The 24,139-nt window shown below is 58.9% G+C and carries 21 protein-coding genes and 1 tRNA gene; 5 read left to right on the top strand and 17 right to left on the bottom strand.

Annotated elements, in window-relative coordinates:
* Positions 1-1,044: a lytic murein transglycosylase gene (locus tag AC0V6L_RS13600; protein ID WP_486154724.1), complete on the bottom strand. Its 1,044-nt coding sequence runs from the start codon at positions 1,042-1,044 to the stop codon at positions 1-3.
* A 117-nt stretch (positions 1,045-1,161) separates the two neighbouring features.
* Between AC0V6L_RS13600 and AC0V6L_RS13595 the strand changes: the two genes are divergently transcribed.
* Positions 1,162-1,251 (top strand) — tRNA-Ser (locus AC0V6L_RS13595).
* 22 nt (positions 1,252-1,273) lie between these two features.
* On the opposite strand, the gene AC0V6L_RS13590 is transcribed toward AC0V6L_RS13595, so the two are convergent.
* The 4 genes from AC0V6L_RS13590 to AC0V6L_RS13575 all read right to left on the bottom strand — a co-directional run bounded on the left by AC0V6L_RS13590 (position 1,274) and on the right by AC0V6L_RS13575 (position 5,401).
* Entirely contained in the window at positions 1,274-1,894 is a 621-nt protein-coding gene (locus AC0V6L_RS13590) for a hypothetical protein (RefSeq protein ID WP_486154723.1), read from the bottom strand.
* Positions 1,895-1,911: 17 nt separating this feature from the next.
* Positions 1,912-3,327: a dihydrolipoyl dehydrogenase gene (gene lpdA, locus AC0V6L_RS13585; RefSeq protein WP_486154722.1), complete on the bottom strand. Its 1,416-nt coding sequence runs from the start codon at positions 3,325-3,327 to the stop codon at positions 1,912-1,914.
* A 209-nt stretch (positions 3,328-3,536) separates the two neighbouring features.
* Positions 3,537-3,956, bottom strand: a complete 420-nt coding sequence (locus AC0V6L_RS13580; RefSeq protein ID WP_486154721.1) for a hypothetical protein — start codon at positions 3,954-3,956, stop codon at positions 3,537-3,539.
* A complete protein-coding gene (locus AC0V6L_RS13575; RefSeq protein ID WP_486154720.1) occupies positions 3,956-5,401 on the bottom strand; it encodes a 2-oxo acid dehydrogenase subunit E2 in 1,446 nt (481 codons plus the stop codon). The genes AC0V6L_RS13580 and AC0V6L_RS13575 overlap by 1 nt, the downstream gene beginning before the upstream one ends.
* Before the next feature lie 131 nt (positions 5,402-5,532).
* Here AC0V6L_RS13575 and AC0V6L_RS13570 point away from each other — a divergent pair, with 131 nt between their 5' ends.
* A complete protein-coding gene (locus tag AC0V6L_RS13570) occupies positions 5,533-5,985 on the top strand; it encodes a universal stress protein (RefSeq protein WP_486155150.1) in 453 nt (150 codons plus the stop codon).
* Between the two features lie 21 nt (positions 5,986-6,006).
* On the opposite strand, the gene rnr is transcribed toward AC0V6L_RS13570, so the two are convergent.
* The 9 genes from rnr to radA all read right to left on the bottom strand — a co-directional run bounded on the left by rnr (position 6,007) and on the right by radA (position 16,333).
* Positions 6,007-8,337, bottom strand: a complete 2,331-nt coding sequence (rnr, locus tag AC0V6L_RS13565) for a ribonuclease R (protein WP_486154719.1) — start codon at positions 8,335-8,337, stop codon at positions 6,007-6,009.
* Between the two features lie 68 nt (positions 8,338-8,405).
* The gene (locus AC0V6L_RS13560) at positions 8,406-8,945 is read right to left on the bottom strand and encodes a DUF805 domain-containing protein (protein ID WP_486154718.1); all 540 of its coding nucleotides are present in this window, start codon (positions 8,943-8,945) and stop codon (positions 8,406-8,408) included.
* Between the two features lie 21 nt (positions 8,946-8,966).
* Complete coding sequence (gene proS / locus AC0V6L_RS13555) at positions 8,967-10,511, bottom strand: proline--tRNA ligase (protein WP_486154717.1); 1,545 nt, start codon at positions 10,509-10,511, stop codon at positions 8,967-8,969.
* A gap of 53 nt (positions 10,512-10,564) precedes the next feature.
* Positions 10,565-11,128, bottom strand: a complete 564-nt coding sequence (gene phaR, locus AC0V6L_RS13550; protein WP_486154716.1) for a polyhydroxyalkanoate synthesis repressor PhaR — start codon at positions 11,126-11,128, stop codon at positions 10,565-10,567.
* A 66-nt stretch (positions 11,129-11,194) separates the two neighbouring features.
* Complete coding sequence (alr, locus tag AC0V6L_RS13545; RefSeq protein WP_486154714.1) at positions 11,195-12,235, bottom strand: alanine racemase; 1,041 nt, start codon at positions 12,233-12,235, stop codon at positions 11,195-11,197.
* Positions 12,222-13,877, bottom strand: a complete 1,656-nt coding sequence (locus AC0V6L_RS13540) for an MFS transporter (RefSeq protein WP_486154713.1) — start codon at positions 13,875-13,877, stop codon at positions 12,222-12,224. The genes alr and AC0V6L_RS13540 overlap by 14 nt, the downstream gene beginning before the upstream one ends.
* Positions 13,878-13,937: 60 nt before the next feature.
* Positions 13,938-14,378 (bottom strand): iron-sulfur cluster assembly scaffold protein, encoded by a 441-nt coding sequence (locus AC0V6L_RS13535; RefSeq protein WP_486154711.1) that lies wholly within the window; start codon positions 14,376-14,378, stop codon positions 13,938-13,940.
* Positions 14,375-14,908 (bottom strand): CvpA family protein, encoded by a 534-nt coding sequence (locus AC0V6L_RS13530; RefSeq protein ID WP_486154710.1) that lies wholly within the window; start codon positions 14,906-14,908, stop codon positions 14,375-14,377. The genes AC0V6L_RS13535 and AC0V6L_RS13530 overlap by 4 nt, the downstream gene beginning before the upstream one ends.
* A 57-nt stretch (positions 14,909-14,965) precedes the next feature.
* Positions 14,966-16,333, bottom strand: coding sequence for a DNA repair protein RadA (gene radA, locus AC0V6L_RS13525; RefSeq protein WP_486154709.1), 1,368 nt, complete (start codon positions 16,331-16,333; stop codon positions 14,966-14,968).
* Positions 16,334-16,404: 71 nt separating this feature from the next.
* Between radA and AC0V6L_RS13520 the strand changes: the two genes are divergently transcribed.
* Positions 16,405-18,741, top strand: a complete 2,337-nt coding sequence (locus AC0V6L_RS13520) for a patatin-like protein (RefSeq protein WP_486154708.1) — start codon at positions 16,405-16,407, stop codon at positions 18,739-18,741.
* A 4-nt stretch (positions 18,742-18,745) separates the two neighbouring features.
* Here AC0V6L_RS13520 and AC0V6L_RS13515 read toward each other — a convergent pair whose 3' ends face one another.
* Genes AC0V6L_RS13515 through dnaK form a run of 3 tightly spaced genes read right to left on the bottom strand, consistent with a single transcriptional unit; the run spans position 18,746 to position 22,907 of the window.
* Complete coding sequence (locus AC0V6L_RS13515; protein ID WP_486154707.1) at positions 18,746-19,678, bottom strand: MBL fold metallo-hydrolase; 933 nt, start codon at positions 19,676-19,678, stop codon at positions 18,746-18,748.
* Between the two features lie 59 nt (positions 19,679-19,737).
* Positions 19,738-20,883: a molecular chaperone DnaJ gene (gene dnaJ / locus AC0V6L_RS13510; protein ID WP_486154706.1), complete on the bottom strand. Its 1,146-nt coding sequence runs from the start codon at positions 20,881-20,883 to the stop codon at positions 19,738-19,740.
* Positions 20,884-20,921: 38 nt separating this feature from the next.
* On the bottom strand, positions 20,922-22,907 hold the full coding sequence (gene dnaK, locus AC0V6L_RS13505; RefSeq protein ID WP_486154705.1) for a molecular chaperone DnaK: 1,986 nt from the start codon (positions 22,905-22,907) through the stop codon (positions 20,922-20,924).
* A gap of 191 nt (positions 22,908-23,098) precedes the next feature.
* Between dnaK and AC0V6L_RS13500 the strand changes: the two genes are divergently transcribed.
* Entirely contained in the window at positions 23,099-23,596 is a 498-nt protein-coding gene (locus tag AC0V6L_RS13500) for a copper chaperone PCu(A)C (protein ID WP_486154704.1), read from the top strand.
* Between the two features lie 35 nt (positions 23,597-23,631).
* Positions 23,632-24,114, top strand: a complete 483-nt coding sequence (locus AC0V6L_RS13495; RefSeq protein WP_486154703.1) for a vgr related protein — start codon at positions 23,632-23,634, stop codon at positions 24,112-24,114.
* Positions 24,115-24,139 lie beyond the last annotated feature (25 nt).

The raw sequence follows: 24,139 nt of genomic DNA, 5'->3' as shown, positions 1-24,139 counted from the left end.
TCAGTTCACGATTGCATCAGCCAGCAGGCCAACGCTCATCGCGTAATAATTGGAGCAATTGTATTCTAGGATCACCCGGTAATTACCCGTCAGCAGCCAAGCGGGCTGGCCCGGACCATCAGGCTGGAACAACGAGACCAGCGTGTCATCGGGCAGAAAACGCTGCGGGGCGACGCCAAGATTGCGCCATTCGGCCACCGTTTTCCACTGGCTGTGGCGTTCATGGACGCGCGGGCAAACGGCGGCTTTCAGCTTGGTCTTGTAAGCATCGACATTGAAACCCGCCGGCACATTCGCGCGCACGCCCCATGGCTGGCCGGTGCGCCATCCGGCATCGCGGAAATAGTTGGCGATAGAAGCAAAGGTGTCTGCCCGGTTGGAGAAGATATTGGCGCGGCCATCACCGTCGCCATCGGCGGCAAGCCGCAGATAAACGCTCGGCAGAAACTGCGGATTGCCAAATGCACCGGCATAGCTGCCGATCAGCTGACCGCGCGAATAGCCCCGATCCGCCACTTGCATCAGCGCCACCCATTCGCCAGCGAACAGTTCGCGCCGGCGGCCTTCCCATGCGAGCGTTGCCAGGCTGCGCGACAGATCGAAATTACCCCGGATCCGGCCATAGCTGGTTTCATGCCCGAAAATGGCAACGATAATCTCTGCCGGAACGCCATATTCCGCTTCGACCCGGCCCAGCATGCTGCGGTTTTGGCGATAGACATTTTGTCCGCCACCAATCCGCACCGAATTGACATGCGTGCGGATATAGGGGGCAAGCGCAGGATAGCCGCGCCGTGTCGGCGTGCCCGGCTGCCCCTGATCGAGCCGAATCACTCGCGCATTCGGTGTCAGGCCCGATGTCATGCGCGCCAGCGTCTGCTCGCTCACACCTTCGGCTCTGGCGCGCGCTTTGAGCAGTTCCATATAGGCATCAAAGGCAATGCCATCGCGCGCCTGCACCTGCGCATGGGCGGGCGTGGCAAGGGCACCGAACATCGCCATAACGGCGATCAGGAAAGCGAGAGGGGTTGAGTGTTTCAGCATGGGTTTGGGTATCTCATAATCAGCATGAACCCTCTATAACCAAATCGAGTGACACTCCCATGGTGACAATCGCGAAATCCCCCGCTAGAGAGCCTCGCTCACAGACCCATCTCGTGCGGACAGTTGGCAGAGTGGTCGAATGCACTGGTCTTGAAAACCAGCAAGGGTGCAAGCCCTTCCAGGGTTCGAATCCCTGACTGTCCGCCACCCTATTTCAAGCAACCGCAGTTTACGCGCGCGATGGCGGGTCGGCAGGTGTCATCTTGCCTACGATGATGCAGTCCGCTTCCCAGTCCAGCTTGCCAACATTCACATCATCCTCGCCCACGTGCAGCTGTTCAATGCGGGTTTGTTTCCCGCAATAGTCTTGAACAACCAGCTTGTATGTTCCCGGCTTAAGGTTGGTGAACTGAAAGGTGGCATCGTTTTGCGCGCGCGTTTTGTAGCTGCGTATTGGTCCTTCCAATATGATCTGTGCATTGCGTTGATAGGGTTCAACTGACCCAGCAACAGTAAAGCGAGGCGAAACCGCTGGTCCATCCACGGACGAACAGGCCGCCATCGCCAAAGTGGCGGCCCCGCCCAAGGCGGCCTTTAATCGGCGTTGCCCTTGCCCGTTTCTGTCTGCGAGCTTGATCGCGCCATCTGCGCCGACTTTAGCTCTGACGCAGGCCTCTTCATCCATGGCAAGCAGCGCTTGCGCCTCTGCAAATGTCATCGCTTCAAGGTCGTGAACGGTGCGCTCACACACAGCGCAATGGCGGTGGCACCCTTGCCCGCTGTCCATATCCTCCCAATCCTCGTCACACGGCTTGGGAAAGGCCACGGATAACTCTGTCTTTTCCGTCATCATCGCTCCTTTTGCGCTTACATATGGAGAGCCCGCCCGTAAGCATCGAGCACGCTTTCATGCATCATTTCTGACAAAGTCGGATGCGGGAAGACGGTTTGCATCAGCTCTTCCTCGGTCGTCTCCAGCGTTTTGCCGACCGTATATCCCTGGATCAGCTCGGTCACTTCGGCGCCCACCATATGCGCGCCCAAAAGCTCGCCTGTGCCTGCATCGAACACGGTTTTGATAAAGCCTTCTGCTTCGCCCAGCGCGATGGCTTTGCCATTGCCGATAAAGGGGAAATTGCCGACTTTGATGTCGATCCCCGCATCGCGCGCCGCGGCCTCTGTCATGCCGACGCTGGCGACTTGCGGATGGCAATAGGTGCAGCCGGGTATCGCATCACGGTTGAGCGGATGGGGGTGCACATCTTTGTTGCCAAGCTCCTGCGCGATAGCCTCAGCGCAGGTCACGCCTTCGTGGCTGGCCTTGTGCGCCAGCCATGGGCCGGGCGTGCAATCGCCGATAGCCCACAATCCTGCCGTTTTGGTGCGGCCATAGGGGTCAATCTGGATGAAGCCGCGATCCATTTCCGCCAGTGCATCTATCCCGATATTTTCGGTGTTAGGCTGAATCCCGATGGCGGTGATGACATGGCTGTATTCGGCCGTTTCCACCGCGCCTTTGGCATCCTTGATCGTGGCTTTGACGCTTTTGCCGCCGGCCTCAATCGCTTCGACCCCTGCGCCGGTCATGATCGTGATGCCTTGCTTTTTGAGCGATTTGGCAAGGAAGGTGGACACATCTGCATCCTCAACCGGGACGATCCGGTCCAGCATCTCAACCACGGTTACATCGGCGCCCATATCGTTGTAGAAGCTTGCAAACTCGATCCCGATTGCGCCTGATCCGATCACCAGCAGCTTTGTGGGCATCTCAGGCGGTACCATGGCATGGCGGTATGTCCACACGCGCTTTCCATCGGCAGGTGCAAACGGCAGATCGCGCGCGCGTGCGCCTGTAGCCACGATTACGTGCTTTGCGCTGAGTGTATCTGTGCCTTTGTCCGATGTCACCTCAAGGGTGGTTGGCCCCGTCAGCTTGCCCTCGCCCATGTGGACGGTGACCTTGTTCTTCTTCATCAGGTGGGCGACCCCCTGATTGAGCTGTTTGGCCACCCCGCGAGAGCGTTTGACGATGGCGTCCAGATCCGCCTCAATCGCGCCTGCGACTTTCAAGCCGTAGTTTGCCGCATTGTCCATATAGTGCTTGATCTCAGCCGAGCGCAGCAGCGCTTTGGTCGGGATACAGCCCCAGTTGAGGCAGATGCCGCCCAGGTTCTCACGCTCAACAATGGCCGCTTTCAGGCCCAATTGCGCGGCCCGGATGGCAGCCACATAGCCGCCCGGCCCAGAGCCAAGCACGATTACGTCATATTGGGTTTCAGCCATGGTGTGATCCTGTTTCAGAGGGGAGGAGGGGAGGATGAAAGAAGAGACATGGACCGCATGTTACACGGTCCAATGAAGAATAAAGCGAGCGAGCAATACCGCATGTTTCGGCGGGTTTGCGCCAGATAACAGGCGGTGAGGCAGGCTTACGGATCACCGCGCCCCTATGCCCCAAACCCGCGCCTGTAGGAAAGCGGTCCATACGCCGTTCAGCCCGCCAAATGCTCGACGAAATATTTGTGAACCCAGCCATAGCGGCACGGGCCGCGATAGGCACCGACAAAAGCAGACGGCGTGCCCGTGCCGCAATCCGCCAGATCATCGCCCGGCTTTTGATAGACAACGCCGTACCAATCGCCATGCATATCGCACAAAGTCAGCCGGTTGCCATTCAGCAGCCGGTCGCGCTCCTTCGAAGCGGTGCCGGGCGCAATTCGGACGCTCAAAAACCCATCGCCGCTGCGGGTTAGGCCGTGCACTTGACCCATGCTGGAACATGCATCGAAATCAGGTCCATCATGGCCGACCATGACAAGCCGCTCGCCAGTTTCAAAATCGGCAGAGGCGCCGGCAAGGCCGGGCATCGCAAGGGCAAATGCTGCGATAACGGCCAGCAAACCCGCCCGCATCACACCACCAGCCCCAGCGGATTTTCGCACAATTGCTTGATAGCTTCCATCAATTGCGCGCCTTCGGCCCCGTCGATTGCGCGGTGGTCGAAACTGCCCGATGCGTGGAGCACGGTGGCGGGCTTGATCTCTCCATCCACTACATAAGGCTGCTGTTGCCCTGCCCCAACGGCAAGGATCATCCCTTGCGGCGGATTGATGACGGCATCGAACTGCTTGATGCCGAACATGCCCAGATTGGACAGGCTGGCGGTGCCGCCTTGATATTCGTGCGGGAGCAATTTGCCATCGCGCGCTTTTCCGGCGAGCGTCTTCATCTCCTGCGATATGACCGCAAGGCTCTTGGTATCAGCCTCGGTGATAACCGGCGTGATCAGCCCCGAAGGCGCGGCCACAGCAACCGAGACATCAGCGCGGGTATAGCGGCGCATGGTATCGCCGTGGAAGCTGACATTGCATTGCGGCACCCGGATGAGCGCGCGGGCGAGCGCTTTGATCAGCAGATCGTTGACCGACAGCTTCACTCCGTCCGCTTCAAGCGAGGCATTCAATTCCTTGCGCAGGGCAAGAAGCGGATCAAGATGGATGTCGATGGTGAGGTAGTAATGCGGAACGGTTTGCTTGCTCTCGGTCAGGCGGCGGGCAATGACTTTGCGCACGCCTGAGACTTTCTCTTCCTCAAACGGCGCGCCGTGATCTGGCACTTGAGTTGCTGCAGCTGGAGTGGAGGCAGGTGCAGCCGCGCTTGCAGCAGGCGCAGGCGCGGATGCCGGATCGAAATTCTCCACATCGGCTTTGACGATGCGGCCATTCGGACCAGATCCGCTAATGGCGGACAGGTCGATGCCCTTTTGTCCCGCAATGCGTTTGGCAAGCGGGGATGCGATGATGCGGCCACCATCTGAAGATGCCGTGGCCTGAGCGGGTGCCGAAGAAGGGGCTGGCGCTGGCGCAGGTGATCCGCCCCCTTGCTCAATCGCACTCTCCACATCGCCTTTGGTGATTTTGCCTTTGGGGCCTGTGCCGGTGATCTGCGCCAGATCAACTCCGTTGGCCTCTGCCAATTTGCGCGCAGTGGGCGATGCGGCGGGCGCGTCGCTGGCGGCGCTCGCTGGTGCGGGAGTTGGAGCAGGCGTTGGAGCCGGAGCCGGAGCCGGCGCAGGCCCCGAACCACCGGCTGCGGCTGCCGCTTCAACATCTTCGCCTTCTTCGGCCAGCATCGCAATCACCGCGCCGACTTTCACATTCTCCGTGCCCTCTTCGATCAGCACCGATGCCAGCACGCCTTCATCGACCGCTTCAAATTCCATGGTCGCCTTGTCGGTTTCAATCTCAGCCATGATATCGCCGGACGATATTGGATCGCCGACTTTGACCAGCCATCTGGCCAGTGTCCCTTCTTCCATGGTTGGCGAGAGGGCAGGCATTTTGAGTTCAATAGGCATAGGCGGCAAAAATCCTTGTATCCCGGGGAGGTGATGGGTGTGTCGCTCCCGTTTTAGGGCCTCACGCCAAGGGAGCAAGCGTTCGATTGTTTTGCAATTGATTAGTTTGGTGGTAGCGCATGTACCACGTTATGCGCACATTCCTTGTGGTCATCGATGAAACGGAAGAAGCCCGCTCGGCTTTGCGCTTTGCCGCCCGGCGCGCGGTGAGCGTTGGTGGCGCGGTGCAGATCCTCGCTTTGGTGCCTCAGCAGAATTTCAGCGCCTTTGGCGCAGTGCAGGCGACAATCGAACAAGAAGCCCGCGACCGGGCCGAAATGCTCGCCCACGGTGTGGCAGGCAATCTGCTTGTGGAAAGCGGGATCATGCCTGCGATTGATGTCAAATCGGGCAATGGCCAAAAACTGGTGAGCGAATTTCTGGCCGCCCATGAAGAGGTTGCCGCGCTGGTACTCGGAGCGGCCAAAAGCAGCAATCCCGGCCCGCTGGTCACGCATTTTTCGGCCAATGCCGGAACGCTGCCCTGCCCCCTTTATGTAATCCCGCATGATTATGACGAGAAAGACAGCGATCATCAGGCCTGAACGGATTGGTTCAGGGCCGGATTACTTGCGCCGCCCCTGATGGCGGATATTGCCTGGCCGCCCGCGTTTTCCGGTGGCGAACTTGCCCGCTTTTTTGGGCCCGCCTCTTGGCCCGCCGCCCCGCGAACCCCCACGCCGTGATCCGCGATCCGACCGGCCGCCGCGCACTTCTACCGCATTGCCATCTGCGTCCACCGGCACAAATTTGAGCGCTCCTGTCAGCGCATTCGCTTCGGCAAGGTTCAGCTTTAATCGGTCACCCGCCGCATAGCGTGTGCCGCTGTCTTCCCCGATCAAAGCTTGCGCTGCTTCATCATGGCGGAAATATTCATCGCCCAATGTCGATATCGGCACCAGCCCATCCCCGCCCATCCCTTCGATGGTGGCGAAAAAGCCAAAGCCCTGAACCCCGGTGATGCGCGTGTCGAAAGTCTCGCCCACACGCCCCGATAGCCATGCCGCGACATAACGGTCTGTGGTGTCCCTCTCTGCCTCCATTGCGCGGCGTTCGGTCTGGCTGATCGCGTCGGCAATTTCCTGAAGGCTTGCCCGGTCCTTGTCCGAAAGACCCGTTTTGCGCGGCATGTCGTTGCCGGGCGCAGGCTGTTCAAGCCCGTAAGCATCCACCAATGCGCGGTGCACCAGCAAATCGGCATAGCGGCGAATGGGCGATGTGAAATGCGCATACGACCCCAGCGCTAGGCCGAAATGCCCCGCATTGGCCGGGCCGTAATAGGCCTGCATCTGGCTGCGCAGCACCGCTTCCATCACTTGCGGCTTTTCCGCCTCGTCGGTGATATCTTTCAGCATGGCGTTGAACAGGCCCGGCGTTATCACCTGACCCAGAGCCAGTTTCTTGCCCATCGTGCCCAGATATTCGCGCAGAGCAATCAGCTTTTCGCGCGCGGGCACTTCGTGCACGCGGTAAACAACCGGCGCGTTCTTCGCCTCCAGCGCTTTGGCCACTGCGACATTGGCTGCGATCATGAAATCTTCGACCACGCGGTGCGCATCAAGCCGTTCGCGCACCGCAATCTCGGTAATCTGCCCTTCATCATTCAATTGAACGCGGCGTTCCGGCAAATCAAGATCGAGCGGATCACGCTTCGCCCGCGCAGCGGCGAGCGCTTTCCATGCTTCCCACAGATTTGCCAGATATTCGGGCGCATCGCCTGCATCAATCGCGCTTTGCGCATCTTCATAAGCGATATTGTGATGGATACGCACCAGCGCGCGCGTGAAGCGGAACGCGGTCACTTTGCCTTCGCTGCTGATTTTGAGATGGCACGCCATGGCCGCGCGGTCTTCGTGTTCGCGCAGGGAACACATATCCGCCGACAAGAGTTCGGGCAGCATGGGCACGACCCGGTCGGGGAAATAGACCGAATTGCCGCGTTTGCGCGCCTCTTTGTCGAGCGCGGATCCGGGGCGCACGTAAAAGCTGACATCAGCAATCGCGACGAGCGCATTGAACCCGCCTTTGCCATCAGGCTCTGCCCAGATCGCATCATCGTGATCGCGTGCATCGGCCGGATCAATCGCCACGATGGGCAATGCGCGCAGGTCTTCGCGTTTTTCTTCGCTGAGAGTGAGGTCAGCTGCCGCGCCCGCTTCGTCGATCACTTTTTGCGGAAAGATGTGCGGGATGCCGTGTTTGGCGATGGCAATCAGGCTGAAGCTTTTGGGCGCAAGCGGATCGCCGATCACTTCGATCACTTTGACCCCGGCGCGCTCTGATCGGCCCATGCGTTCGGCCAGGACCAATTGGCCTTCTTCGGCTTCCCCCAGATCGTTTATCCGTGCCGAATGCCGCACCCGTTTATCAACCGGGGCAAGCCATGCGGTGTTGCTTTTGTCGATCTCAACCACGCCCATCAACCCTTCGGTGCGGGCGGGCAGTTTCTTGATCGGCTGCGCGATCCAGCCTTGGGGCGTTTCTTCGGTGCGGGCGAGCACGCGGTCGCCTTTTTTGAGAGCAGCAGCGCCGCGTCCGCTGCGTCCTTTGCCCTCTTTGACGATCAAACGAGGCGGCTTGCCGGGTGCTTCAGGATCCCAATTGTCAGGCTGCGCAACAGGCTCGCCGTCTTCAATCTCAATGACGCGCAGCACCGTCACCTTGGGAACGCCGCCCATGCGGTGAAAGGCGGATTTGCTCCCGTCGATCAGGCCTTCTTCGGCCATATCCTTCAGCAAGCGTTTGAGCGCGATCTTTTCCTGACCTTTCACGCCAAAGGCTTTGGCAATCTCTCGCTTGCCTGCCGGAATGTCGGATGTCTGGATGAATTCCAGAACCTGCTTTTTGGTGGGCAGGCCCTGGGGCTGTTTTGCATTTGAGCGTTTTGTTTTTGCCATTGCGCGCGCCTTAGCCGCTCGCCGCCTCGCTGTCGATTAGCGCAGGCCTGACAAAGCCTAAAGCACACTCAATCCTTAGTCGGCAGCAACCCGCCAACGATAATGACGAGATAGCCGATCCAGCCAATAAGGCTCCACACGGCGGTGGATGCCGTCATCGCATTCATGGCTTCAAGATCGCCGCTGGCCATCACTTCGGCCATCTCGTCCACCATCGTGATGCTGAAATACACGCTGACCAGAGTTGCGATAATCGGGATCACGACCAGCACGGGCGGCAGGCCTGCATCGCGCAAGCGGCGCGTGAATGTCGCAGCAATTGCCGCCATGCCAAGGATCGAGATGCCTGCGCTGATCCATGTCTGAATGCCCAGCGAGCCCGCCATCGAATGCATTATCTCAACCTCGATCTGATCCGGATCGCCCCCTGCCGATACCGACTGAAACGCGCCTGCCATGGACGACGCTGTAAACACCATGCTGGATGCAAAGCTGACTATTACGCTGACAATCACAATGGCCAGAACCCACCACCAGAATGTCGCACGCGCATCGCGTCCATCAAAATTGGTGAGATTGGCAAGACAGTGTTTGACGGCATCACCCATGATATTTCCCCCTGATTAAATTCAATATGCCCGAGCGATGAGAATGCGTTCCACAGCCGGTTCGCCGGTAAAGATGCACGCGCCATCCGCAGGCGCCGCATCGCGCGGGACATTGCGAACGGTCAGCTTTAACGCTTTCAATTGCTCGACGACTTTAACAAGGCCTGCGCCTGCCGGCCGGGACCATTGGACCTCGATCCAACCGGGATATTTCGTATCGCCCGCATAAAACGCCTCAACCTCGGCCCAATCGGTGATGCCGCGGGTGATATTGGCATCGCGGCGCGCGGCAGCTTCGCTGAACAAGGCGGCCTGAATATCGGAGAGCATTTCGGGCGCAGCGGCGGCCAATTTATTGCGCGGCGTGAAAGCCATATTGGGCTTGCCATTTTCCACGTTCCACAATTGATCGCGGCGCAGCACGGCGACTTTCGCGTTTTCCATATCGCGCGGGCCGACCTCGATGATGATTGGCGCACCTTTGCGCACCCAGTCCCAGCGTTTGGCAGACGCTTTGCCCGGCGTCTTGTCGAGCAATACCCGCAGCGGCTCACCCAAAGCGGACTGCGATGCGAGCGAGGCGCGCACTTCCTCGCAATAGGCCAGCACAGCTTCGTCTTCAGGCTTGTCGCGCAGCATGGGCAGGATCACGATCTGATGCGGAGCAATGCGCGGCGGCACGCGCAGCCCATCATCATCGCCGTGGGTCATAATGACCCCGCCAATCATCCGGGTCGAAACGCCCCAGCTGGTGGTGTGCGCGTGTTGCTGAGTGCCTTCGCGGTCCTGGTATTGAATGCCCGCTGCATGCGCGAAATTGGTGCCGAGATAATGCGACGTGCCCGCTTGCAAGGCCTTACCGTCCTGCATCATCGCTTCGATTGACCATGTTTCGACCGCGCCGGGAAACCGTTCATTCTCTGGCTTTTCGCCCGCAATCACAGGCAGCGCCAAATCTTCCTCAGCGCAGGCACGGTACATTTCCAAAGCGCGCTCGGTTTCGGCCTTGGCATCATCCGCATTGGCGTGGGCGGTGTGCCCTTCCTGCCAGAGAAATTCGGAGGTGCGCAAAAACATCCGCGTGCGCATTTCCCAGCGCACCACATTGGCCCATTGGTTGAGCATGAGCGGCAGATCGCGCCAGCTTTGCACCCAGCGCGCCATCGCATCGCCGATAATGGTTTCAGACGTTGGCCGCACAACCAGCGGCTCTTCCAACTTGGCTTCCGGATCGGGGATCAGCCCCCCTTCCCCATCGGCAATCAGGCGGTGATGCGTGACAACCGCCATTTCCTTGGCAAAACCTTCGACATGGTCAGCTTCGCGTTCAAAATTGGCAAGCGGGATGAAAATCGGGAAATAGACGTTTTGCACGCCCGCCGCCTTGATCCGGTCATCCAGCAAGCGCTGCACGCGTTCCCAGATGCCGTAACCCCACGGCTTTATCACCATGCAGCCGCGCACACCCGATTCCTCGGCCATGTCAGCAGCCGAGATGATTTCCTGATACCATTTCGCGAAATCGTCTTCGCGCTTTACGGTCAAAGCGTGGCGGATATTGGACACGGGTAATTCCTGCTTAAATCTGGCCGATGGAGTGTGCGCGGGCGCGCTTGGCGTTATTTGCCCAGCTCGTCCAGCTTCTTTTGCATGGCGGCCATCTGATCGCGCAACGCCGCGATTTCATCGGGCGCGGCGTCAGGCTTACTCGCTTCGCGCTTGGTCGCAGCGCCCGCGCCGGGAATGAACGTTTCTGCTGCGGCGCGCATCATCGCCATATTGGTTTCGTGGATGGCGGCGATCGGATTGGCGCTCATGCCTTTTTCGAACGCTTCGCGGATCTTGCCCTGATTGTCACGGAAATTGGCCATGCTCGCTTCGAGATAAGACGGCATCAGGCCCTGCATCGAATTGCCATACATCCCGATCAATTGGCGCAGGAAACTGACAGGCAGCATCTGTTCGCCATTGGCTTCTTCATCCATAATGATCTGAGTGAGGATCGAATGGGTGATGTCGTCGCCCGATTTCGCATCAACGACCTGAAATTCGACATTGTCGCGCACCATCGTCGCCAGATCATCAAGCGTGATGTAGCTCGATGAGCTGGTGTTGTAGAGCCGCCGGTTGGCGTATTTCTTGATGATGATGCCGCCATCGGCATTGTCTGATTTCTTAGCCATGCTGATCCCTGTTCTGTTCGTTATGCTGCGTTTAGCACCTGCACAATGTGCAGCGCAACATATTGCTCAGATCGTGGAGAAACGCGCACCAAGTGTGGTCAACAATTCGTATTGTGAAAGGCCGCTTTGCTGCGCAGCATTGGGAAGATCAAACGGAGCGGTTAGCCGGTCGCCTGCCATAAGATCGGGCGCGCGGGTTAGGTCGATTACGATCATATCCATCGAAACCCTGCCGATGATCGGCAGCGCGGTTTCGCCGTGCAGCATGTGATTGCGCAGCCCGCGTGCGCGCAGGAACCCATCGGCATATCCGAGCGATACGGTGGCCGTTTTTGTCGGACGCTTTGCTGTAAACTGGGCATTGTATCCCACGCTTTCACCCGCCTCAATTGTGCGGGTCTGAAGGATCGCGGCCTCAACATAAGCGACCTGTTTGATCACACCTTCAAGCTCTCCGCGCGGCACGCCGCCATACAGCGCAATGCCGGGCCGGGTGAGGTCAAAGGCGTATTCCTTGCCCAGCGCGATGCCCGCGCTGTTCGCAAGACTGGCAGCGCGGTGCGTGACATTCCCGCGCGCAGAATTGAACCGCTCCAATTGCGCGGCGTTCATCGCATTGTCCTCATCCGCGCAGGCAAGGTGTGAGAGCAGCGTGTCCACTTCAAGCGCATGGATACGCGGATCGGAAAGCTCATCCAATGACACGCCGAGCCGGTTGATCCCCGTATCCACCATCAGATGACAGCGCCCGCCGCCAGCTTCTTGCCAAACCTGCGCCTGGTGGAGCGAATTGATAACCGGCAGCGCTCCTACCGCGTGCGCATACTCCGCCTCTGCCGCGTTCAATACGCCGTGCAGCACTGCGATATGGTCCGCAGGCACATGCGCGGCGACCGGCGCCACTTCCCCCCAATGCGCGACGAAAAACGCAGTGCACCCCGCATCGCGCAAGGCGGGCACGCAAATATCCACGCCCAGACCATAGCAATCCGCCTTTACAGCAGCGCCAGTATTGGCGGTACCCGACATGGCATCAAGCGCGCGCCAGTTATCAGCCAGCGTGTCTCGATCAATTTTCAGTCTTAACGAAGGCTCAGGCAGCTTCATCTTCAAAGTCTTTCGGAGGGCCGCTGGGCAGGCCCCACCAGGCAACCAGCACGCCAAATCCGACAACCACCCATGTGTACCATAGGCCCGAATAGACATTGCCCGTACTCGCCACGATAATGCCCGATATCAGCGGCAGGAACCCGCCGAGATACCCTGCCCCGATGTGATAAGGGATCGACATCGAGGAATAGCGGATTTTGGGCGGAAACATCTCTGACAGCAAAGCGGCAACCGACCCGTATGTCAGCGCCGACAGGAAGCCGAGCACCGACAGGATCGCGATGATGCCAAGAATGCTCATCGCTGGCGGCACTTGGCGGGTAAAATCAAACCCAGCATTGGCCAAGGCGGCCTGAATGCCATCGGTGCGCGCTGCAGAATTGTCCATCCAATCATCGCCAATGGCAATCGGATTGCCGCCAACGCTAAGCCCCAATTCGCCGCCCGGCTCCAGCGTATAGGCAACCCCGCTTGCCGTGAGAGCGCCAAGCACTTTGCCGCAATCGGTCTGCTGCCGGTCAAACAATTCGGCAAAGGGATCGGTGACGCAGTCCTCGCCTGTCACCACCACCGGATTGCGCTCGGCCGCCTCAGCAAGACCCGGATTGGCAAGACTGCCCATGGTCCAGAACAGCGGGAACAACAGCGCCAAAGTGGCAAGCGCGCCGATGATGATCGGTTTCTTGCGGCCCACCCGGTCCGACCATTTGCCCACGATAATATAGAACCCCAACGATATCGCGCCCGCTGCCAGCAGGATCAGCTCAACCGTCAATTCATCCAGACGCATATCGCCTTTGAGGAAGGACAGGCTGGAGAAAAACGCGGTGTACCAGATCGTCGTCAAAATGCCGGTGACACCGAACAGCGCGATAAAGATACGCTTGGGATTGCCGGGATAGGTGAAGCTTTCGACAAATGGATTGCCGGCGGTCTCGCCCGCTTCCTTCATCGCTTTGAACACCGGGCTTTCCGACAATTTGAACCGCATCCACAGCGATATCGCCAGCAGCGCAATCGAGAGCAGGAACGGCACGCGCCAGCCCCATGCGTTGAACTCATCTTCGGGAATGATCGCGCGGCAGGCGAGCACCACGATGATCGACAGCACAAATCCGCCCGCGACACTCGCCTGAATAAAGCTGGTGTAAAACCCGCGTTTGTCCGGCGGGGCGTGTTCCGCAACATAAATCGCAGCCCCGCCATATTCTCCGCCCAAAGCAAGGCCTTGCAGCACGCGCAGGATGATGACGATGATCGGGGCGACCACTCCGATTTGATCGACCGTGGGAATAAAGCCCACCCCGGCGGTTGCGATGCCCATCAAAGTGACAGTCACCAGAAACGTGTATTTGCGCCCCAGCTTATCGCCCAGAAAGCCAAACAGGATCGCGCCAATGGGACGAAACGCGAAACCTACAGCAAAGGTCGACCACACCAGCAGCAGGCCCAATGTGGGGTCATCCACATCGTAAAACGCATCTTTCAGAATATACGCGAGCGTTCCGTAAATGAAGAAATCATACCATTCAAAAATGGTGCCCGCAGATGATGCGCCGACAACCAGGCGAATTTCGCTGGCGCTCGGCTGACGCGCGGCAAGCGCGGCTGCATCGCTGGTTTGTGATGTGTTTTCCATGGATGTCCCCATCTCCATTGGCCCAATATCAGGCGGCTTTTTCGCCGTTCGATATGCGCCTTAGCCTGAGCTTGGGAGTGAGGAAAGCGCTTGATGTGCGGCTGTCCATGCAATGAGCAAAGCGCCGTGGCGGCCTGTATGCGGCAAAACCTGCTCAAGCGCGTCAAATCCTGGCCAATCGGGCAGCGGGCCATTGCCGCCAAGCCATTGCTCAATCGCGCTTCGTGCCGCGGCGATATCATCAAGGCTGCGCCCCTGCGCTGCGCCTGCAAGGATTGCGGCCGACGCTTGCCCGATTGCGCAAGCGGTTACCGCCATGCCGGTGCGCACAATGCGTCCCTGTGCATCGGCCGAAAAACTGACCCGGATTGAACTGCCGCACGTGCGCGATTGCGCTTCGCCTTGATAGGCGGCGGTTTCATCGAGCGGGTGATGATACAGCGCGGCGGCAAGACCGAGCAGACGCGGCGTATACAGTTTGGTGGCAGGCGAAACGCTCATTCGCCGTCTTGTGCGCGCGCTTCCGCTTCCCCGCGCAAAATCGCGCGGCGTTCATCAATCAGACCGACAAGCTGGCGTGAAAATGCGTCGGCTGCCTGATAGGTGCGCGCGCTCGTGATCCAGGTCGGACGGCCCTGATACCCCCAAACCGTATCAAAGCCGAGCACCAGCACCGAAAAGGCGAACACAACAATCAGCGCGCCTTTAACCGCTCCAAATCCAAATCCAAGCACTCGGTCAATCGGGCCAAGGATCGAATTGCGCGATGCTTCGCCTGCATTGTTGGCAATCAATTTCATCGCAGCATAGGGGATAAGCAGCAGCAGCGCGAAAGCCAGAATAGAAGTCGCCGGGTCCGCATCGTAAAACTGGCGCAATTGCTCTGTCAGCGGGGTGTGCAGATAATAGATCGAGAACGCCGCCAATATCCACGCAGCGAGCGAGAGCACTTCCTGCACCAATCCGCGCAGGAAACCGCCAATCGCGGCCACTCCGACAATTATTAAAACAAGTGCATCAAAGCCCGCCATAATTTCCCCGATTACGCTGCTTTTCCATCCATCGCTGCCGCAGCTTCAAAGCCCCGATTATGCAGGAGCCATCACCTGGTCAACGAGGTTCGCCAATTGAGCAACACCGTTATAATTTAATGAAGATGAATGAACCTTTGAACCCGTAGGCCCATATCCGCGCAGAAATCCGAGTTTAGCCGCCTCTTTCAAGCGCAGATCGGAATGGGCAACGGGGCGAATCTCCCCCGCCAAAGACACCTCGCCAAACCACACCGATTTATCGGGCAGCGGTTTATCCGCCAGAGCCGATATGAGAGCAGAGGCTACCGCCAGATCGGCAGCCGGGTCTGACAGCCGGTATCCGCCTGCAATGTTGAGATAGACCTCAGCTGATGAAAAGTTCAGCCCGCAGCGCGATTCGAGCACGGCAAGCAGCATCGCAAGCCGGCCATTATCCCACCCCACCACCGCGCGGCGCGGGGTTGCGCCCGATTGCAATCGTACAATCAGCGCCTGTATCTCAACAAGGACAGGCCGCGTGCCTTCCAATGCAGGGAACACGCTGCTGCCTGCCAGCGGAGCATCGCGCCCTGACAGGAACAGCATGGAAGGGTTTGCGACCTCTTCCAGCCCCTCGCTCGCCATTGAGAACACGCCAATTTCATCGACCGCGCCAAACCGGTTCTTGAGCGCGCGCAAGATGCGGTATTGATGCGACCGTTCGCCTTCGAAACTCATGACGACATCGACCATATGTTCCAGCACGCGCGGGCCAGCAATGCTGCCATCCTTGGTCACATGGCCGACCAGAAACAGCGCGGTGCCGTGTTCCTTGGCATAGCGGATGAGTTCCAGCGCGCATCCGCGCACCTGGCTGACAGTGCCCGGCGCGCCTTCGATGGTGTCGGAGTGCATGGTTTGAATGGAATCGATGACGAGCAAGGCAGGCGGCGGCCCGCTGCCAAGCGTGGTGAGAATATCGCGCACTGATGTGTCGGATGCGAGACGAATGGGCGCATCGGCAACGCCCAAACGCGTTGCGCGCAGGCGCACCTGCCCCGCAGCCTCTTCGCCGCTGACATAGACGACATCATTGCCGCCTTTTGCGATGGTGGCCGCGGTTTGCAGCAGCAGCGTTGATTTTCCGATCCCCGGATCGCCGCCCATCAGCACCGCTGAGCCCGGAACCAGACCCCCGCCCAGCGCGCGGTCAAATTCCGCCAGCCCGGTGGATTTGCGCACAGGCAATTCAGCCGGCTGATTAAGCGGCACAAATTCAAGCGAGCGCCCCCCGCGCGACAGATCATGCTTTTGCGAAAACACCGTCGCAGGCGCGTCTTCAATCAGAGTGTTCCACTCCCCGCAATCCCCGCATTGCCCTTGCCAGCGCGGCGAAACCGCGCCGCAGCTTTGACAGACATACCGTTTTTTCGCTTTGGCCATGCACAGGCTTTATCGAGAACAGAAGCTGAACGCAATTGCATCGCAGGACGCTTTCCCCTTACAGCTTTGTTATGCGGCAAAAGGAATTAAGACTGGCCTTGGTGTGCTATGGCGGGGTTAGCCTTGCTGTGTACATGCACGGCATCACCAAAGAGATCTGGCATCTGGCCCGTGCAAGCCGCGCCTCTCACGGTGAAGCCGCAAAGGACGCAGCGGGCGTTGCTGCTGTTTACTGCGATTTGCTGCGCGAGATTGAGCGCGAGCATGCGCTGAAATTGCGTGTGCTGCCCGACATTCTGACAGGCGCAAGCGCGGGCGGGATTAACGCTGTATTCTTGGCGCAAGCCATGCATTCGGGCCATTCGCTGGAGCCGCTTACCGATCTGTGGCTTGAAAATGCTGATGTCGATCAGCTGGTCGATCCGCAAAACGGGCCGATGTGGCGCTATGCCAAGATCTGGGCGCAGCCGATTGCGGACTGGTTTTTGAAACGCCCCGGTAATGTGGTCAATGAAACCGTCTCGCCCGAAACGCAGGCCGAAGTGCGGCGCAAGGTTTCGCATCTGGTGCGCGGGCGCTGGTTCAGCCCGCCATTTTCGGGCGACAAGTTTTCCGCCATGCTGTTCGAAGCGTTTGAGAAAATGGCCGGTGCTGAGGCAGAGGCTCCCTTGCTGCCGCCGGGCCATCCGCTCGATCTGTTTGTAACCGCCACCGATTTTCGCGGCCATGCCGAATTGCTGCGCCTTAATTCACCCGCGGTCATTGAAGAGACAGAGCACCGGATGCCGATTGCCTTTCGCGAACGTGTGCCCGCAGCTGAGCAATTGCCGCTGGCTGATCCGCTTGAACTGGTGCTGGCCGCGCGCGCCACGGCGAGTTTCCCCGGCGCATTCCCGCCGCTCACTTTGGCAGAGATTGACCGATTGGCAGGCGAAAACGGCGCGCAGTGGCCATCGCGAGAGGCTTTCTTAAACCGGGTGATGCCTGTCCATTCGCGGCGCGGCACTTTGGATGAAGTGGTGCTGATCGATGGATCAGTGCTGGTAAACGCGCCGTTTGGCGCGGCCTTGGCCGCTCTTGATAGCCGCCCTTCGCAGCGCGAGGTGGACAGGCGCATCGTCTATATTGATCCGCGCCCTGATCGCCATCCTGAAACGAGTCAGCAGCCGGTCGAGCCGGTTGGCTTTTTCGGAGCCATTTTTGGCGCCTTGTCCACCATTCCGCGCGAACAGCCGATCCGCGATGATCTGGAACGGATTGAGCAATTGTCGCGCGATGCGGCCCGGCTGACTGGCATCGTCAAAGGGCTGCGCCCCGAAATTGACCGCGCGGTGGAAAAACTGTTTGGGATGACGTTTTTCCTCAATCATCCCACGCCCAAACGGCTCGCCAATTGGCGAGCGAAAGCGCACCAAGCTGCCGCTGAAAATGCAGGCTATGCCTATGGTCCATATGCGCAGCTGAAATTCACCGGCATTGTCGATCACATGGCCGAAATGGCGCATCAGGCCGCGCCCGAACTGGGCCTGTCCGATGCTGATATGGTCGCGCAGGTGCTGCGCCGCGAATTGGACGTTCGCGGGGCTGATCAGCTTGTCATGGAAAGCGGCGGGGCGAGCGAGGCGGCGATTGCGTTCTTCCGCTCGCAAGATACCCGTTTTCGAATTCGCCGCTTGCAATTGCTGGCCCGCAGGCTGGCGCGTGATTGGGAAAGCGATCCTGACATTCCCGACGATGCGCTCGATCTGGCGCGCACCCATATCTACAAGGCGCTGCAATTGTATCAAAAGGCAGAGGCCGATGCGCTGGCCAGCCCGGCATTCCGCGCTGCGGCCAGCGAGGCGCTGACCGATCCGGGAGAACTGATCGATTGCCTGGCCGCGCATCTTCAATTGGCGCAGGTCGACGCGCAGGTTGAGGATATTTTGGCACAGGCGCTGGAGGCCATGCCGCGCAATCTGAAACGGCGCATGCTGCTGACATATCTGGGCTTCCCCTTTTACGATCTGGCGACCTTGCCTCTGCTGAAAAGCGACCGTCTGGTGGAATACAACCCCGTTAAAGTCGACCGGATATCGCCCGAAGATGCGCGCTCCATCCGGGATGGCGGGACCAAAGCGACTTTGCGCGGGACCGAGTTTTACAATTTCGGCGCGTTTTTCAGCCGCGCTTACCGCGAAAACGATTATCTGTGGGGCCGCTTGCACGGGACAGAACGGATGATCGATCTTGTCTGTTCTACCGCCGAAGACAGCATCGAAGGCGGCGTGGATGAACACGTCATCCGCGCTTACAAACGATCCGCATTTCTCGCGGTGCTGGAGGAGGAAACACAAGCCGGGCGCTGCCAGCGCGGATTGATTGCCACGATTGAAGCAGAAATCCTCGCCCGGTTTGACGCGGAGTGACCGATCAGCGCGCTTTGCTGTTCCAGATCGCGGTGACAAAGGCATCGGCATCGATGAAGCCGCCCTCGCCCCGGTCGATATCCGCCAGGGGTTTGGCCGCCAGAATATCCTCAAGGCTGGCACCCTCACCGGCCCCCTTTTCGGCCAGCGCGTCAACGCGCGAGACCGCTTCTCCGATCACGGCACGGTAAGCTGTCAGCTCCGCCTTGTTTGACATCGGCCCGTGCCCCGGAATGACTTTCGCATCCGCATCAATCATGGCGAGCACGACGTCGATAGAGCGCATCGCATCATAGACACTGCCGCCTGAATTGGTGTCGATGAACGGATAGCCTGCAATGTTGAAATACAGATCGCCCATATGGACGACCTTGTTTTCCTCCCAGATGACAACGCTATCGCCGTCCGTGTGCCCGCCGCCAAGGAACATCAGATTGATCGTATCGCCATTCAGGTGAAAGCGCAGACCCTGGCTGTAGGTCACAATCGGCAAGGCTTCCTTTGGCGCGGGCGGTGTCGCGCGCCCGCCTGCCGTGCCGCCTGCTGCCATGCGCACACGCACATTGTCATGCGCAAAGATGGTGGCGCCGGTTTTGCCGAAATGTTCATTGCCGCCGGTGTGATCGAAATGCCAATGCGTGTTGACGACATATTTGACAGGCGCCGCGCCCAGCTCAGCAATGGCGGCTTCGATTTTGCCGGATAGAGGCGCGAATTGATCGTCGATGATTACGGTTGCATCGTCGCCGTGGCTGACCCCGATATTGCCGCCTTCGCCAAACAGCACAGCCACGCCCGGCGCAACCTCTTCGGTGCGGATCTCGACATAATCGAGATTGCTTTGGGCGGTTGCGCCGACAGCAGTGAACGCGAAAGTGATAGCGGCAGTGGCCGCAAAAGCATTGGCAGCAAAAGCAGTGGCGGCGATTTTAGGCATTGGTCTCTCTCCGAATGTTTGAGAGACCGTCTATGCCAGCGCGCGCGCCAAGTCGAGGATCAGGTGCCGAAAGCGTCTTTCAGCTTGGAGAAGAACCCTTTGCTTTCCGGGCATTCATCGCCCGTTTCGGTCTCGCGAAACTCCTGCAACAGCTCTTTTTGCTTGCGGCTAAGCTTGGTCGGGGTTTCCACCGCAATCTCGACCACCAGATCGCCGCGCCCGCGCCCTTGCAGAACGGGCATGCCAGCCCCGCGCACGCGCAATTGCTTGCCCGATTGAATGCCGACGGGGATTTCGATCGAATTGGTGCTGCCGTCCATATCGGGGAAATCAACCGTGCCGCCGAGCGCCGCCGTCGTAAAGCTGACGGGGACGCGCGCTGCCAAAGTGGTCCCTTCGCGTTCGAACAATTCGTGCGGAGCGACATGGATAAAGATATACAAATCACCCGCAGGCGCACCGCGCGCGCCCGCTTCGCCTTTGCCAGCGAGCCTGATGCGCGTGCCGGTATCCACGCCCGGCGGGATTTCTATTTCGAGCTTTTGCGGGCGGTCCACCCGGCCCTCACCCCGGCACACCGCGCAGGGGTCTTCGATAACCACGCCGCGCCCGCTGCATGTGGGGCAGGACCGTTCGACCACGAACAGCCCCTGTTTTGCGCGCACCGTTCCGCGCCCATGGCACAGATTGCACGAACGCTCGCCTGTGCCGGGCCGCGCGCCGCTGCCATCGCAGGTGTCGCATTCCTGGCTGACTTCGATCTCGATCTCTGTGGATTTGCCGTGAAACGCCTCCTCCAAAGAGATTTGCATGTCATAGCGCAGATCAGCCCCGCGCCGGTTCTGCTGGCGCGCACCGCCGCCGCCGCCGCCAAATGCGCCGCCGAAAATGGTTTCAAATATGTCGCCAATATCGCCGAAATCACCGCCAGCGCCCGGCCCGCCGCGAGCGCCACCGCCGCCGCTCATGCCCTGCTGAAACGCCTCATGACCATAGCGATCATAGGCCGCGCGTTTCTGCGGGTCTTTGAGGCAATCATAGGCCTCATTGATCTGCTTGAATTTCGCCTCAGCCGCGGCATCTCCCGGATTTTTGTCCGGGTGAAACTTCATCGCGAGCTTGCGGTAAGCCCCCTTGATCGCAGGGCCATCGGCATCGCGGGCCACGCCCAGCGTTGCGTAATAATCTGAAGCTGTCTGCACCATGTTGACCTATCCCGGCGAACTGGCGGGGGCCGGATCACCTAAATTATAGCGATCCGTCCCCGCCGGGTTGCATGTAAGGGGATCAGCCCTTTTTTGTCTTCGTCAACTTCCGAAAATTCGGCGTCCACCACGTCATCATCTTCAGCCGCTTCAGGCGCGGCATCATCGGCTGCACCCGAAGCTTCTGCTTCTGCGGTCGCGGCGGCTTGCTCTTTTTCGTAGATCTGCTTGCCCATTTCCATGGCCGCTTCGGTCAGAGCCTGCGCTTTGGAGTTGATCTCCTCAGCATCGTCACCTTCGAGAGCGGTCTTGGTCGCAGCAACAGCTTCCTCGACAGAGGTTTTGGTCGCCTCATCAATGGCATCGCCATGTTCGGAAAGCTGCTTTTCGGTCGCGTGGACAAGACTGTCAGCCTGATTGCGCGCTTCGGCGCTTTCGCGGCGTTTCTTGTCTTCCTCAGCGAATTTCTCCGCATCCTGGACCATTTGATCGATATCCCCATCGGACAAACCGCCCGATGCCTGAATTTTGATCGTCTGCTCTTTGCCCGTGCCTTTGTCTTTCGCAGAGACGCTGACAATACCGTTTGCATCAATGTCAAACGTCACTTCGATCTGCGGTACACCGCGCGGTGCTGGCGGAATGCCAAGCAGGTCAAAATTGCCGAGCAATTTGTTGTCGCTCGCCATTTCGCGTTCGCCCTGGAAAACCTTGATCGTCACAGCGTTCTGATTGTCTTCGGCGGTCGAATAGGTCTGCGTTTTCTTGGTCGGGATTGTCGTGTTGCGATCAATCATGCGGGTGAAGACACCGCCCAGCGTTTCAATGCCGAGTGACAGCGGGGTCACGTCGAGCAGCAGCACGTCTTTCACATCGCCCTGCAACACGCCTGCCTGAATAGCCGCGCCCATGGCGACGACTTCATCGGGGTTCACGCCGGTATGCGGCTTGGCTTCGAAGAATTTCTCAACCACTTCGCGAACGCGCGGCATACGGGTCATCCCGCCGACAAGGATCACCTCGTCGATGTCGTCTTTCGACACGCCCGCATCGCTCAATGCCTTTTTGCACGGATCAAGCGTGCGGGTGATCAGATCGCCCACCAGCTTTTCGAGGTCAGCCCTGCTGATCGTTTCAACCAGGTGCAACGGGGTGGAACTGCCGCCTTCCATGCGCGCGGTGATAAATGGCAGGTTGACTTCGGTGGTGGCAGCGCTGGAAAGCTCGATCTTGGCTTTCTCGGCTGCCTCTTTCAGACGCTGAAGCGCGAGTTTATCCGCTTTCAGGTCCATGTTTTCTTTCTTCTGGAATTGCTCTGCCAGCCATTCGACGATTGCGTTGTCGAAATCTTCACCGCCAAGGAACGTATCGCCATTGGTCGATTTCACTTCGAACACACCGTCGCCAATCTCAAGGATGGAAACGTCGAATGTGCCGCCGCCAAGGTCATAGACCGCGATGGTTTTGCCATCATCCTTGTCCATACCGTAAGCAAGAGCAGCCGCTGTCGGCTCGTTAATGATGCGCAAGACTTCAAGGCCAGCGATCTGGCCCGCATCTTTGGTTGCCTGACGCTGGGCATCGTTAAAGTACGCAGGCACGGTGATAACCGCCTGCTCCACGCTTTCACCCAGATAGCTTTCGGCGGTTTCTTTCATCTTTTGCAGGATGAATGCGGAAACCTGGCTGGGCGAATATTCCTCGCCATTGGCTTCGACCCAGGCATCGCCGTTTTTGCCTTTGACGATGTCATAGGGAACGATGCCCATGTCTTTTTTGGTCAACGGATCATCGAACCGGCGGCCAATAAGACGCTTGATCGCGAACAGAGTGTTATCCGGATTGGTCACTGCCTGGCGTTTTGCCGGCTGACCGATCAGGCGCTCATCATCTTTGGTGAAAGCCACGATGGAAGGCGTTGTGCGCGCGCCTTCTGCATTTTCAATAACCTTGGGTTTTCCGCCATCCATGACAGCAACGCACGAATTGGTGGTGCCCAGGTCAATACCGATAACTTTAGCCATTATTTCCCCATCCATTACAGATTGCTAAATGCTGCGGGATAGCGGCCTTGCAATCATCGCCAGCGCGTGGCGGGGCGTTGCAAAAGTCGCAAGCAGCGTGAACATGACCGCGATATAGGTGCGGTTTTGCTTGGCACAAGGGACGACACGCCCTAGTTTTATACCGAGACAAAATGAGGGGAATTTGCGTGATGGGCACTTTAAGATTTGGAATGCGAAAGCGCGGGGCGAGCGTGATGGCAGCAGCGGCTGCATTGGCACTTGGCGCATGCGCTGAGGAAGCCGCGGTTGAGGCCCCGCCCGAAGGCGTGGTGCCCGGCCTTGAAATTGCCGATGCGCGCCTGATGCTGCCGGCGGTGTCGGGCAATCCGGGGGCGGTGTATTTCGACCTCACCTATAACGGGGAACGCGGCCTGTCGATCAACGGGGCCAGCGTAGAAGGCGCTGAGAAAACCGAAGTCCACGATACGATGGAATACAATTTCAAAATGACCATGGGCGAAACCGGCCCTGTCGCGATGCGCAAAGGTGAGACGGTCAAGTTTGAACCGGGCGGCAAGCATGTGATGGCGTTTGACCTTGATGAAAGCATTACGCCGGGCAGCACTGTCGAGGTGGAATTGCGCGTGTCAGGCGGCGACCGTCACAAATTCAGCGCTGAGGTGAAAGCCGCCGGGGACGAGCGCTGAACGCACCGCCAGATATACGCAAAACCGATCCCACTTTGCCCGCATGTCCGGTTGGCGCAGAACGCCATCTGACATCGGGCGAGGCGGAATTGGCGCGCTCTGTTTTCGGCACTGCGGTCGATTATGGCGCGGTCAAGATCAAGCGGCGCAAATGGTTTCCCTTTCAGCCGCGCAAAGTGACCATGGCGCCTCAGGGGCACATGCATTTTCATCCCAAAGGCCACGCTTATTGCGATGATTTCGCCAAAGAAAACCTGATCCGCCAGGGCCTCTTCATTCACGAGATGACGCATATCTGGCAAGCGCAGACGCGCGGGCGGTGGTATCTGGTGCTAAACCGCCATCCGTTCTGCCGCTATGATTATGCGCTGAAACCCGGCCAACCCTTCGCCGCCTATGGCATCGAACAACAGGCCGAGATCGTCAAACACGCATTCTGGCTCAGAAACGGCGCAAAAGTCGCAGGCGCACCAGACCCGCAAGCTTACGATATGCTCGTGAATTTTCCTGGAAGTTAATAAGGCGAAAAGCCTTGAAGGCTCC

Source organism: Erythrobacter sp. JB1-15 (assembly GCF_057365035.1).
The sequence above is the reverse complement of the archived record's forward strand: the minus strand, read 5'-3'. Positions and strand labels throughout refer to the sequence as shown.

Bases quoted from the DNA above. Each gene is read 5' to 3' on its own strand.
- alr (WP_486154714.1), bottom strand. From the start codon at position 12,235: ATGAAGCTGCCTGAGCCTTCGTTAAGACTGAAAATTGATCGAGACACG.
- AC0V6L_RS13560 (WP_486154718.1), bottom strand. From the start codon at position 8,945: ATGGGTGATGCCGTCAAACACTGTCTTGCCAATCTCACCAATTTTGAT.
- AC0V6L_RS13580 (WP_486154721.1), bottom strand. From the start codon at position 3,956: ATGCGGGCGGGTTTGCTGGCCGTTATCGCAGCATTTGCCCTTGCGATG.
- radA (WP_486154709.1), bottom strand. From the start codon at position 16,333: ATGGCCAAAGCGAAAAAACGGTATGTCTGTCAAAGCTGCGGCGCGGTT.
- AC0V6L_RS13530 (WP_486154710.1), bottom strand. From the start codon at position 14,908: ATGGCGGGCTTTGATGCACTTGTTTTAATAATTGTCGGAGTGGCCGCG.
- dnaK (WP_486154705.1), bottom strand. From the start codon at position 22,907: ATGGCTAAAGTTATCGGTATTGACCTGGGCACCACCAATTCGTGCGTT.
- AC0V6L_RS13520 (WP_486154708.1), top strand. From the start codon at position 16,405: ATGCGGCAAAAGGAATTAAGACTGGCCTTGGTGTGCTATGGCGGGGTT.
- AC0V6L_RS13500 (WP_486154704.1), top strand. From the start codon at position 23,099: ATGGGCACTTTAAGATTTGGAATGCGAAAGCGCGGGGCGAGCGTGATG.
- phaR (WP_486154716.1), bottom strand. From the start codon at position 11,128: ATGGCTAAGAAATCAGACAATGCCGATGGCGGCATCATCATCAAGAAA.
- AC0V6L_RS13540 (WP_486154713.1), bottom strand. From the start codon at position 13,877: ATGGAAAACACATCACAAACCAGCGATGCAGCCGCGCTTGCCGCGCGT.
- rnr (WP_486154719.1), bottom strand. From the start codon at position 8,337: ATGGCAAAAACAAAACGCTCAAATGCAAAACAGCCCCAGGGCCTGCCC.
- AC0V6L_RS13575 (WP_486154720.1), bottom strand. From the start codon at position 5,401: ATGCCTATTGAACTCAAAATGCCTGCCCTCTCGCCAACCATGGAAGAA.
- dnaJ (WP_486154706.1), bottom strand. From the start codon at position 20,883: ATGGTGCAGACAGCTTCAGATTATTACGCAACGCTGGGCGTGGCCCGC.
- AC0V6L_RS13570 (WP_486155150.1), top strand. From the start codon at position 5,533: ATGCGCACATTCCTTGTGGTCATCGATGAAACGGAAGAAGCCCGCTCG.
- AC0V6L_RS13600 (WP_486154724.1), bottom strand. From the start codon at position 1,044: ATGCTGAAACACTCAACCCCTCTCGCTTTCCTGATCGCCGTTATGGCG.
- lpdA (WP_486154722.1), bottom strand. From the start codon at position 3,327: ATGGCTGAAACCCAATATGACGTAATCGTGCTTGGCTCTGGGCCGGGC.
- AC0V6L_RS13590 (WP_486154723.1), bottom strand. From the start codon at position 1,894: ATGACGGAAAAGACAGAGTTATCCGTGGCCTTTCCCAAGCCGTGTGAC.
- AC0V6L_RS13515 (WP_486154707.1), bottom strand. From the start codon at position 19,678: ATGCCTAAAATCGCCGCCACTGCTTTTGCTGCCAATGCTTTTGCGGCC.
- AC0V6L_RS13535 (WP_486154711.1), bottom strand. From the start codon at position 14,378: ATGAGCGTTTCGCCTGCCACCAAACTGTATACGCCGCGTCTGCTCGGT.